The sequence below is a fragment of the Candidatus Accumulibacter necessarius genome, assembly GCF_036625085.1.
This window is the reverse complement of record NZ_JAZKUM010000013.1, coordinates 78766-90779: the sequence shown is the minus strand read 5'-3', so window position 1 is coordinate 90779 and position 12014 is coordinate 78766. Positions and strand designations below refer to the sequence as shown.

Below are 12014 nucleotides of genomic sequence, written 5' to 3'. Positions count from 1 at the left end.
GTGGCGGGCGAGTTTCATCGCGGACGCGGCCCCCGCGGTGCCGCGTCCGCGCCAAATAACATAGGTGTTCTTTCTTTTACATGGATACAGCAGAAAAATACGCGGTCCCGGTGCACGGAAACCTTGGCGGTTCTTTCGTGCGGACCAACGAGTTCAACGAGAAATTCTATCTGCGCTGGGGCAAGATCATCTTCGATGTATCGTTCGGCGTACAGGTGAACGTAAAGGTTGTCCTCCGGGTCTATCGGGACAACAATATTTGCGAAACCTACATTGTTGACACCGACCCCTACGATATTCAGTGGAACCATCACAAGCGGCGCACGCGGGATTTCTACATCCATCCCTCGTCACGCAGTTTCGGGCCCATCAATTGTGTCAAGTTCGCTTTCGTCGTGCACCGCGACGAGCACTCCGTGTCCTCGCAGCTCGAGTACATCTTCATGGATTGGTCGCAGTTGCGCGACGAGCACCCGCAATACCGAAGAATCGCCTCGGAGTGGGCCACGCACAACGGTTATCACACACATGAGTGCAACGCCTGGCAATTGCAAAGCGACGTCGACTGGTACAACCATCATTTCGATTCCCTGCATCTGATTCCCAAGTTTACCAAGGGGCAGCAGTATCATCCGTATCATCCCAAGCGTTTCATTCACGACCACATCGACAAGGTCATTCGCTCCAAGCACGAGCATCCCGCGCGCTTTTGCACGATCAAGGTGAGCGTGGACTGCATTGATGACCATGACTTTACGCGCCATCTGGTCCATGCCAGTCATCACGGGGTCTGGGTGCAGTGCATTGTCGACTGGCGTAAGATGACCCTCACCAACAGTGAAAACTATGCGCGACTGAAGCGCGCCGGCATCGAACTGGTGGGCGTTTTCTGTACGCCACATCATCACCTCATCGAGGTCGATCCGGACATGCACACCAAGTTCATCATCTTCAACGATGAGGACTGCATACTCGGCTCGTTCAACATCACCTTCGACCGCTGGTGGGCGAATTGGGAATCGGGCATGACCTTTCATTCGAAGGGCGTTTGCCGTCTGCTGGACAACGTATTCCAGAGCGAGCGCGGCGGGGTGAATCAGAAGTATGGCATCGACCCGCTCAGTCCCTTCAACCTGCTCTATACCTACGGCCGACATTCGCTGCTCGACGGCCGGCACTACCTTCCGCACCACGCCATCCTGGCCGAGATTCACCGCGCAAGGCATTCAATCAAGCTGACGCTGTTCCTGATTGGCAACCTCCTCGGCGAGCACGGCGACAGCGTGATCGACGCCTTGATACACGCCAAGCACCGCGGGGTCCATGTCCACATCCTGCTCAACGGTCATCTGGCCAGGCAAGGTAGGGTTGGCATAGAACGATCGATGGCCGATGAACTCAACCGCCCATTGCTTCCGGCGGTGCAGGGATTGAGAACAGCCGGGATTCCGGTCGGACTAGTTTACGGGCAGACGGATCACCTGGTACCCTATTCGCCGATCCATTCCAAGTACTGCATCATCGACGACGCGACAGTCATCGAAGGCAGTTTCAACTGGTACAACACATCGGTTTTTTCCCATGACCTGACGGTGCTGGCCACCAATCGCGAGGTAGCGAAAGCGTATCTGCACGAGTTTGAGCAGATACAGCGTGCTTTCAGAATCTATTACTGAAGTCTGAACCTGCCACTTGACAAGAGACAATTGACTCGGGAAGCGGCGCCAACGATACTTCGTCTGCGTGGTTGAAACGCCTTCCCTCATGTTTCATTTTCTCAACGCAGTGGCTGAAAAGTGCTCTGTTGAGGAGTCGTTTTGCAGCCAATACGGAGACACCATGCCATTTTCGATCCTGATTCCAGCCTTTTTCAACACCAACTCACTCTCGAGGAAATCATGTCCAAACTGTTCATCGAAGATCTCGCCCTCGAAGGCAAGCGCGCCCTGATTCGCGTTGACTTCAACGTCCCCCAGGACAAGGTGACCGGCGCCATCACCAACACCAAGCGTATCGAGGCCGCGCTGCCGACGATCAAGTATGCTCTGGAAAAGGGTGCCGCAGTCATTCTCATGTCTCATCTTGGCCGTCCCGACGGCAAGACCATGCCGCAATACAGTCTTGCGCCGGTTGCCACCGCCCTCGCCGGGCTTCTCGGGCAACCAGTGAAGTTTGTTGGCGATTGTGTCGGCCCGGAAGTCGAATCCGCCTGCGCCCAGATCAAGCCAGGCGAGGTCATCCTGCTCGAAAATCTCCGCTTCCATATCGAGGAAGAAGGCAAAGCCAGCGTAACCAATGCCGACGGTACGGTCACCAAGCTCAAGGCCAACCCCGATGACGTGAAGGCCTTCCGCGCCTCGCTGACCAGGCTTGCCGACGTCTACATCAACGATGCCTTCGGTACTGCCCACCGCGACCATTCGTCGATGACCGGCGTCCAGTTACCCCAGCGTGCTGCCGGTTACCTGATGAACAAGGAGCTGGACGCCTTCTCGGCCGTGCTCGAATCGCCGCAACGGCCGCTGCTGGCGATCCTCGGTGGCGCCAAGGTGGCTGACAAGATCCAGTTGATCAACAATCTGCTCGACAAGGCCGACCAGATCATCATTGGTGGCGGCATGGCCTTCACTTTCAAGAAAGTGCTCTCTGACATGCCGATCGGCAACTCCCTGTTCGACGAAGAAGGCGCCAAGCTCGTACCGGACCTGATGAAGAAGGCCAAGGAAAAAGGCAAGCAGATCCTGCTTCCCGTCGACTTCATCATCGCCGACAAGTTCGACGCCAACGCCAGCACCGGCAGCGCCAACGATATCGATGGCGTTCCCGATGGCTGGCTGGGGCTCGACTGCGGTCCCGAATCGACCAGGATATTCACCGAAGCGATTCTGAAGGCCAGGACCATTATCTGGAACGGCCCGGCCGGCGTCTTCGAGTTCGAAAAATTCGAAGCCGGCACCAGGGCGATGGCCGATGCGGTTGTCCAGGCCACCGCTGCGGGTGCCATCACCGTCATCGGCGGCGGTGACACAGCCACCGCCGCGAAGAAATACGGCGCCGACAAGAAGGTCACGCATAGTTCGACCGGCGGAGGCGCGTCCCTCGAGTACCTCGAAGGGAAGATCCTGCCCGGCGTCGCCGCTCTTTCCGAGAAGTAAACTCCCGCGGCCCCGGCGATGCCGGGGCCAACCCGCTTGCCAAGTCATCCCCGCAATACAACCTCGAGGAATACCATGCGCAAAATCGTTATCGCCGGCAACTGGAAAATGAACAAGACGGTTGCCGAGTCAGTGAAGCTAGCAGCCGACGTGGTCGCGGCCGCGAAGGACATCAAGCAAGTGGTCGTTGCCATCGCACCGACCTACCTCGCTCTCGCCAAGGTTGCCGAAGTGCTCAAGGGCAGCAACGTCAAGCTGGCAGCGCAGGACGTGCACTGGGAAAACCAGGGCGCATTCACCGGCAAGGTCAGCGCCGATATGTTGAAGGAGATCGGCGTTGATTTCGTCATCATCGGCCACTCCGAGCAACGGACGTACTTTGGCGAAACCGACGAAACGGTCAACAAGAAGGTCAAGAAGGTCCAGTCGCTCGACATGACACCGATCATCTGCATCGGCGAGACCCTGGCTGAACGCAAGGGTGGCCGACTGGAAGCGGTGCTGACGACCCAGGTCGACGGCGCCTATGCCGGGCTGTCCGCCGATGAGGCCCTACGCACTGTCATCGCCTACGAACCGGTCTGGGCCATCGGCACCGGCGTTACCGCCAGCGACGACGAAGCTCAACAGGCGCATGCTTTCGTGCGTAGCCTGCTGACCAAGCTTTATGGTGACAACGTCGCGCAGTCGATCAGCATCCAGTACGGCGGCTCGATGAAACCGGAGAACGCTGCTGGCCTTCTGGCTCAGAAGGATATCGACGGCGGCCTGATCGGCGGCGCGGCACTTAAGGCCGACAGCTTCTTGGGTATAGTGACGCCGGGCGAGTCGATCAGCAAGTAGAACCCGCGTTTTCAGGTGCGGCGCCAGCTAAAACCGGCGCCGCTTTTTTTGGCGGGGAAGGCGCCCCAAGAAAACGGCCTCACGTGCCAAAAAAGCCGACTTCCGCTGCCCGACCGAGTGTAGATACCGGGCGAGGGGGCGATACCTCAGTGTCGGCGTGGGTCAGCTGTTGCCATTGTCCAGGAAGCTGCGCAGCTTGTCGGAGCGCGAAGGGTGCCGTAGTTTGCGAAGAGCCTTGGCCTCGATTTGACGAATACGCTCACGGGTTACATCAAACTGTTTGCCGACTTCTTCCAGGGTATGGTCGGTGTTCATTTCTATGCCGAAACGCATCCGCAGCACCTTGGCTTCGCGCGGGGTCAGCGTGTCCAGAACATCCTTGGTGATGAAGCGCAGGCTGGAGTAAAGGGCGGCTTCGGTCGGTGCGAGAGTCGCCTGATCCTCAATGAAGTCACCGAGATGGGAGTCGTCGTCATCACCAATCGGCGTCTCCATCGAGATGGGCTCCTTGCTGATCTTCAGGATTTTCCGGATCTTCTCCTCCGGCATCTCCATCTTCTTCGCCAGTGTTGCTGGATCTGCCTCGAGGCCGGTTTCCTGCAGGATCTGCCGGGAAATGCGGTTCATCTTGTTGATCGTCTCGATCATGTGCACCGGAATGCGGATGGTACGGGCCTGGTCGGCGATCGAACGGGTGATCGCCTGGCGGATCCACCACGTAGCGTAAGTTGAGAACTTGTAGCCGCGCCGATACTCGAATTTGTCCACAGCTTTCATCAGGCCGATGTTGCCCTCCTGGATCAAATCCAGGAATTGCAGTCCCCGATTGGTGTACTTCTTGGCAATCGAAATCACCAGTCGCAGGTTGGCTTCGGTCATCTCCCGCTTGGCTCGACGGGCCTTGGCCTCACCGGTAGACATCTGCTTGTTGATGTCCTTCAATTCGCGCAGCGGAATACCAATACGGTCCTGCAGGGCGAGCAGTTTCCTCTGCTCCTCCTTGATGTTCGGAGCGTTGCGCGACAGGATCGCGGCATAGGTCTTGCCGGCAGATGCGATCTCGGCGTCAACCCAGTCGATGTTGAGCTCGTTGCCCGGGAACACCTTGATGAAGTGCACGCGCGGCATGCGTACGGTGTCTACACAGATTCTCTGGATTTTCCGCTCGCAGGCGCGAGCTTCCTCGACCATCGCGCGCACCGAGTCGCACAGACGCTCAATGGTCTTGGACGTAAAACGAATGCCCATCATCTCTTCCGAGATCTGCTGCTGCAGCTTGAGGTAAGCCTTGTCCTGGGAGCCTCTCCTCGGCAATAGCGCATGCGCCTTGCTGTAGTGAGACCTGATCAACTCGAGACGATCGAGTCCGTCCGTCTTGAGCTTTAGCAGCGAAGCAGCAGCGGCCGCGCCCTCTACCGCTTCCGCGCTCTCCTCCTCGTCCTCCTCGTCCTCTTCGTCTACGCTCACCTCGGCTGCCAACTGCTCGAGTGAGCCGTCGATCTCGGGGTCGATCAACCCGTCGATCAACTCATCGATACGCATCTCATCGCGTGCGATCTTGTCTGCGCAACCGAGTATCTCGGCGATCGTTGTCGGACAGGCAGAAATCGCCTGGATCATGTGCTTGAGACCGTCTTCGATACGCTTGGCAATCTCGATCTCGCCCTCGCGCGTCAGCAACTCAACTGAACCCATTTCGCGCATATACATCCGCACCGGGTCAGTGGTGCGGCCAAACTCGGAGTCCACGGTCGACAGTGCCTGTTCAGCCTGTTCTTCAACGTCAGCATCGTCTGCGCCAGCAGCGGGCGTTGCATCCGACATCAACAACGTTTCCGCATCGGGAGCTTCGTCGTAAACCTGGATCCCCATGTCGTTGAAGGTGCTGATGATGCTTTCTATCTGCTCGGCATCAACCACATCGTCAGGCAGGTGATCGTTGATTTCGGCGTAGGTCAGAAAGCCCCGTTCCTTGCCAAGCTTAATCAGCGTCTTCAGACGCATCTTGCGCGTCTCGTCATCTACCGGTGCCGGTTGGCTTCCAGCCTGTGCCAGTAGGTCTGCCGCTGCCTTGGCTTTTGCCGCCTTCGTAGTTACCGCCTTTTCCCTTACCATGACCATTTCCCGAATAGCGTTAGACTGGAAAAACTCTTGATTGTATCACGCCTCGCGAGCTGCCGACGGCAGACCGCGGGTGCCAAGCGCCGCCAGGTATTGCCGTTTTTCGTCAGCTGATAATCCACTGACCCCGAGTTTCTGGACTTTCTCCTGCAGTACGGCAAAAGCCCGTTTGTGGTCGACCTCAAGCAACTGTCTGACGGCGCCCTCGAACTCTGCGTCGATGCCTTCTTCGGCAAAAGGCTGGTGCATTAGTTCAGCCGCTGCTGTACGCAGGATGTGCTCGCATTCGTTGCCCCTCAACCGTTCGATGAGAGCGGGATAGGCCAGCTCCTGTTGTCCACCAGCGGCTATGGTTTCGCATAACAGCCGGACCGCCCGGGCTTCTGTCGAACTGTCAGGGAGCAAGTCGAGCGGGAGGCGTGGCGCCAACTGCGGCTTCTGTAGCAACAGGCGCAACAGGGGCCGTAAAAGGGAAGGCGCCTGTCGCGGTACCAGCGCCGGGGCGGGCCGGACAGTTGCTTTCAAATCGCACAGACGTTCAACCTCCGCTTGCGAAAAGCCGCTGATCTGGGCCAGTCGCTTGACAAGTTGCAGTCGCAGCAGTGGCGATTGCAGACGCCCAAGCAGCGGCTTGGCATCGGCGACCAACCTGGCCCTTCCTTCGGCGCTGGCCAGATCACAGCGCGCCGACAGTTCCCTCAGCAGGAAATCGGAGAGCGGTGTCGCCTCGATGATCATGCGCTGAAACGCCTCGCCACCATGTTTGCGCACGAAGCTGTCAGGGTCATCGCCATCTGGGAGAAAAGCAAAGGCAATGCTCTTCTGTTCAGTGAGTGCATCGAGGCTGTTCTCCAGAGCCCGCCACGCCGCCTTGCGTCCGGCGGAGTCACCGTCAAAGCAGAAGACGATGCGCTCGGCCTGACGCAAGAGCTTCTGTACGTGCATGACCGTCGTAGCCGTGCCTAGGGTGGCGACGACATTGCCGAGACCGTGCTGCGACAGAGCCACGACATCGAGATAACCCTCGACGACGATCACAGCATTGCTCTGGCGGATGGCCGCGCGCGCCTGCGGCAAACCGAAGACCTCGCGCCCTTTTTCGAAGAGCGGCGTTTCGGGTGAGTTCAGATACTTTGGCTCGCCCTGCCCAAGCACGCGGCCGCCAAAGGCAATCACTTCACCCTTGTGATTGACAATGGGGAACATCACCCGATCACGAAAGCGGTCATAGAGACGTCCTTGCTCGTGCTTGATGACCAGGCCCGCGACTTGCAGTTCGGGACTGCCATAATCGTCGAAGGCCGCACCGAGTGCGTGGCCACCATCGGGCGCATAACCGAGGCCAAACCTGCGGGCGATCTCACCGCTGACGCCCCGCTCCTTGAGGTAGGTGACTGCCTTTGGCGAGCACTTGAGTTGGTCGTAGTAGAACTTTGCTGCCTGCGCCATTATTTCGGATAGTGCCTGCAATTTTGGGCCTTGCTGCGGCGCATGCTCTTGATCGTCAGGCACCTTCATTCCAACCCTGCCCGCCAGTTCCTTGATCGCGTCAACGAAGCCGATGCCAGAGTACTCCATGAGAAAACCGATGGCGTTCCCATGAACACCGCAGCCGAAGCAGTGATAGAACTGCTTGCTCGGGCTTACCGTGAAGGACGGCGACTTCTCGCTGTGGAATGGGCAGCAGGCGGCAAAGTTGGCACCCGTCTTCTTCAGTGGCACATGGCTGTCAATCAGTGCCACCAGGTCGATGCGGTACAGCAGCTCCTGGATGAAAGCCTCCGGAATCAACTCGAGTCCCTCGGACTTTCGGCCGGCTTCCGTTCGCAGGCGCTTAGGTGCCCGGCAGGTACCTCCATCCCCTGTGCAAAGCCCGGCGCATCCCGGAGCGGTCCACTGGTCCTCACGGGAGCTTGAGGGTCATCGCGAGGCTCCTTCCCCATTCACGCACCTCCTGCGTCAGGCTGCTCTACACGGTACCGCGAGGTTCAGTTTCCGCAAACAGAAAAAGCCGCCTGTCTGGAGACGGGCGGCTGCAGACACAAAGGGAATCCCGTTCTAGTAAAGCTTTGGTGGCAAGGTCTGACTGCGCATCCGCTTGTGATGACGCTTGACCGCAGCTGCCAACTTGCGCTTGCGCTCGGCGGTGGGCTTTTCATAGAACTCGCGAGCTCTCAGCTCGGTCAGCAGACCGGTCTTCTCAACGGTGCGTTTGAAACGGCGAATCGCAACTTCGAACGGCTCATTTTCCTTCACGCGAATAGCAGGCATTGACTCTTCCCAGGTTCAAAAATATCGAGATACAGTTTAGCCGCGCATTATAACCATAGTCTCGATCGATTTCCAAGGGGGGACGAGATTTTCCCAGGGCAATTGCATGAATCTTATACAAGACCGAGCAGTTCCGCGCGGAAGGTATCGGAGGTAGCGGCGATGAGGCGCTGAACCTTGAGACCGCCCTTGCGCTTGACCGGGGAGAGGCGGATGAGGTTCAAGACGAATTGGCGCACGACGGCGAGGTTGTGAGCGGCATGATCGGTACGGGCCCGCATCTGGTCGTCGCCAAAGACCACGTCCATGCACCAATGCAGACTGTGGCAAGTCGGCCGGAGGAGTTGCACCCCCGGCCTCTCACAGAACGGTGCGTGAACCTCTCGATTCACACCGCTCCCATCAAGCAAACGCACCGACCATTCCTTTCTGCCAATGCACGAAGAGATACGGCTGCGTCTCGGAAAGCTGTTCGAGAAACCTGCTCGCCCGTATCTTGTGGCCCTTCAGCCGTCTGTACTTCCTCATCGCCCAAGCCACCAACGTCTTGTTGAAGTGCCTGAAGACGGGGTACATTGCCGACCGATAGAATCTTCCGTAATACGCGAGCCAGCCCCTCAGGACTGGATTGTGCAGTCGGGAAATGTCGGCTAGGCTCAGCTCCGTCCGATTTCGGTAGCTCAGTTTGCGTGTCGTTGCCCGCATCGCCGTAATCGCTTTGTTGCTGACCGCCGGGGTGAAGCTCACAAACAGGCTGTTGCGCTTGCTGTTCTTCACCACCCTTGGCCGGAAGGTATATCCGAGGAAATCAAACTGCGTGACCGGATACCTCCCCTTGCGACTACCGTCTTTGCAGTACACGATCTTGGTCTTGTCCGGATGCATCTGCAGGGCGCATTGCGCAAACCTTGCATCGAGCGCCGCCATCAGGGCCTGCGCCTCCTGCTCGGTCCGACAATGGACCAACCCATCATCCGCATACCGGCACCAGGGGTTGTCCGGATAGTGTTTCGTCATCCAGACGTCAAACGTGTAGTGAAGGAACAGGTTGGCCAACACCGGACTGACGACGCCGCCTTGCGGTGTCCCCCGGGTACGTTCTACCCGGGTTCCGTCCGCCTGTTGCAGCGGCGCAGTTAGCCAGCGCCTGATATACAGCATGGCCCATTCACACTCCACGTGCTTCTCGAGCGCCTTCTCCAGCAATGCATGGTCGATGTTGTCAAACAGGCCTTTGATATCAAACTCTAGAACCCAAGAATACTTCCAGCATCGTTCCCGCGTTACCCCCACGGCATCCAGCGCCGACCTTCCGGGCCGATAACCGTAGGAATCCGGTAGAAACTTGGCTTCAATCCCGGGCTCTATCACCCGCTTGACAACCGTCTGCGCCACACGATCTGCCACCGTTGGAACACCCAATATGCGCTCCCCGCCATTCTTCTTGGGAATGGCAACCGCTTTGACCGGCGGCGGAAAGTAGCTTCCCGACGACATCCGGTTCCAGATCTTGTACAGGTTACCCTTCAGATCCTTCTCGAAGTCGCCGATCGATTCCTTATCCACCCCTGCCGATCCCGCATTGGCTTTGACCGCTTGATACGCTTCGTACACCAGCCATTTGTCAATGGCAAATGGTTTTGTTGCACTCATCCGTTTCCTCCTGTTGCCAGTTGAACGCCAAGTGCAACCGCTTGATCCGACCCCTTTGCTCCAGCCGCATTACCAGCCTTCATCGCTCGTACGGGTCGGTCCGTCCCAGTGCTCCGCATCGGTACTCTCGCCTCGTGGTTTCTGCCACTTGTGCTTCTCCCTTGACATCGGAACGACTGGTTCCCGCAGTTCCACACAAAAGCCTGGATCAGCTTCACGCCTCCTATACGCCGGCCGCCGCTTGCCCAGTAGTCAGGTGCCCGGCAAGCTTGTCCCAGAAGATAGAAACGCCCCTGGTTTTGACGACAAGTCTCTGGATTACGACGCGTCAGCGAAGGTTCACTTTCGTTCGTCTCTCTGATCCTTACCTGCTCGAGGTACGTCCTCGACGCTTTGACCCCAACGCTCACCACCACGGCTCTTGACCGCAGCAGCTTGGGGTGGTTTGAGGCCCGCTCCTGAAAGCCGACCCCGAGGGACCTACCCTCATCTTCCGTGTAGCTTCTACACAGTTCGTCAGTCCATTACGAACTTCCTTTCTGTGTGCCTGCGGCACACTCTCGACACGCCAGTGCTGGCGGACGCTCTGATTCATGCGCTGAGCGTCAGGTGGCAAGCTACTGAGATACACGCGCCGTTCAGTCGAAGTCGCTTTTCCTCTGATCGTCCGTTCGGTGGTGATCACCACAAACGATTTCAGGTCTGGCCAGCGCTCGGGGGCGTGCGGACAGTCCAGCTGGTTGAAGACGTAGCAGCGACGCACTTCGATCCGGCCATGATCCTTCTCGATGACTTCGTGAAACTGGTGGGGCGTCTTGGCTGGTGCCGCCTCGAAGGCGATGAAGAAGTCGTCGATCGATTCGGCCAGCTTGGGCTGATTGTCCTTGACGGCCAGGAGGTAGTCCGCGCCGCGGTCCCGAATGGCCTGCGCAATGTTGGGCTGGGTGCCCATCGCATCGATGGTGACGATGCTGCCTTGCAGTGCCAAGGTCGCCAGCAGTTCAGGGATGGCGGTCTTCTCGTTCGACTTCTCGGCGGTCGCGCGCTGCCCCAGCACCACACCCGCTTGGGCCGCAAAGGCGCTGACCAGGTGAAGGGGTGTGGCGCCCACCTTTCCCGACCGACGACTGGTCTTGCCGTCGATGGCCACCACGTCGCCGTTTGCCAGCACGGGCAACACCTGGCCCACCCAGCGCACGAAGGCCGCCCCGAATTCGTCGGGATCAATCGCCGCAAAGACCCGGCCAAAGGTGTCGTGCGAGGGGATGCCCTGTTCGAGTTTCAGATACTCCCGCAACCACTCCAGCTTCTCTTTCGCCCAAGCCTCGATTTCGACAAAGGTGTCGGCCCCTGACAGGACCGCACTGACTGCAACCACCAGCAACTCGATCAGGTCGTGCTCGACCTTCGTACTCTGCCTCGGATCGCGCACGCCCACCCAGACGTCGACCAACCGGAACTTGCTTTCTGCCCTCATGGAAAACCCCAAAAAGACAGAAAACTACACAAATCAAGGGGCTGTGAACAGCCCCTTTGTAACTCGTTGAGCGTAAAAGATTATTTCGGAGGGTTCACGACGATGGCATTCATGCGATTGCCCTGGAGATTTTCCCAGCCCTGACGCATGACCGTGCGGAATCGGACCCGCTTGCCAGAAGCCCGCGCTTTCGCCGCTGCGGCAGTCAGATCGCGGGTCTTCTGACAGGCTCACTCTGCGAGCGTACAGTGCCCTGCACTGATCCTCATGATTCACCCTCATGAGCCAGTGCGATGGTTGCATTTCTGGCTGAAAGCCGAAACCCGCACCCTGTCCGCGCTTCGGCTCCTGGCCATGGGTGACGATGACGTTTTTGCCCTGTCCCGCCATATGCGCTGGGGCGAAGGGAAGGAAGTTGTCTGCCCGCACTGTGCCGCATGGCGCACGGGCACGACGTCCGCCTTGTGAGCCTCCCAACCCCGCCCGCGGGCCAG

The 12014-nt window shown here is 58.4% G+C and carries 7 protein-coding genes and 2 pseudogenes; 3 read left to right on the top strand and 6 right to left on the bottom strand.

Features of this window, described 5'->3' with window-relative positions:
- The first annotated feature begins 80 nt into the window (after positions 1-80).
- The 3 genes from V5B44_RS24530 to tpiA all read left to right on the top strand — a co-directional run bounded on the left by V5B44_RS24530 (position 81) and on the right by tpiA (position 3998).
- A complete protein-coding gene (locus tag V5B44_RS24530; RefSeq protein WP_332361755.1) occupies positions 81-1676 on the top strand; it encodes a phospholipase D-like domain-containing protein in 1596 nt (531 codons plus the stop codon).
- Positions 1677-1898: 222 nt separating this feature from the next.
- A complete protein-coding gene (gene pgk, locus V5B44_RS24525) occupies positions 1899-3155 on the top strand; it encodes a phosphoglycerate kinase (protein ID WP_332361753.1) in 1257 nt (418 codons plus the stop codon).
- A 75-nt stretch (positions 3156-3230) separates the two neighbouring features.
- On the top strand, positions 3231-3998 hold the full coding sequence (gene tpiA / locus V5B44_RS24520) for a triose-phosphate isomerase (protein ID WP_332361751.1): 768 nt from the start codon (positions 3231-3233) through the stop codon (positions 3996-3998).
- A gap of 162 nt (positions 3999-4160) precedes the next feature.
- Here tpiA and rpoD read toward each other — a convergent pair whose 3' ends face one another.
- The 6 genes and pseudogenes from rpoD to V5B44_RS24490 all read right to left on the bottom strand — a co-directional run.
- Entirely contained in the window at positions 4161-6113 is a 1953-nt protein-coding gene (rpoD, locus tag V5B44_RS24515; RefSeq protein ID WP_332361747.1) for an RNA polymerase sigma factor RpoD, read from the bottom strand.
- Between the two features lie 45 nt (positions 6114-6158).
- Entirely contained in the window at positions 6159-7910 is a 1752-nt protein-coding gene (gene dnaG / locus V5B44_RS24510) for a DNA primase (protein ID WP_332361745.1), read from the bottom strand.
- 267 nt (positions 7911-8177) lie between these two features.
- Positions 8178-8390, bottom strand: a complete 213-nt coding sequence (gene rpsU, locus V5B44_RS24505; protein ID WP_012807257.1) for a 30S ribosomal protein S21 — start codon at positions 8388-8390, stop codon at positions 8178-8180.
- A 113-nt stretch (positions 8391-8503) separates the two neighbouring features.
- Positions 8504-8710 (bottom strand): annotated as a pseudogene (locus V5B44_RS24500) (ISAs1 family transposase); the annotation flags it as partial.
- Between the two features lie 82 nt (positions 8711-8792).
- Entirely contained in the window at positions 8793-10043 is a 1251-nt protein-coding gene (ltrA, locus tag V5B44_RS24495) for a group II intron reverse transcriptase/maturase (RefSeq protein ID WP_332358461.1), read from the bottom strand.
- Between the two features lie 556 nt (positions 10044-10599).
- Positions 10600-11520, bottom strand: a pseudogene (locus V5B44_RS24490) (ISAs1 family transposase); the annotation flags it as partial.
- Positions 11521-12014: the final 494 nt, after the last annotated feature.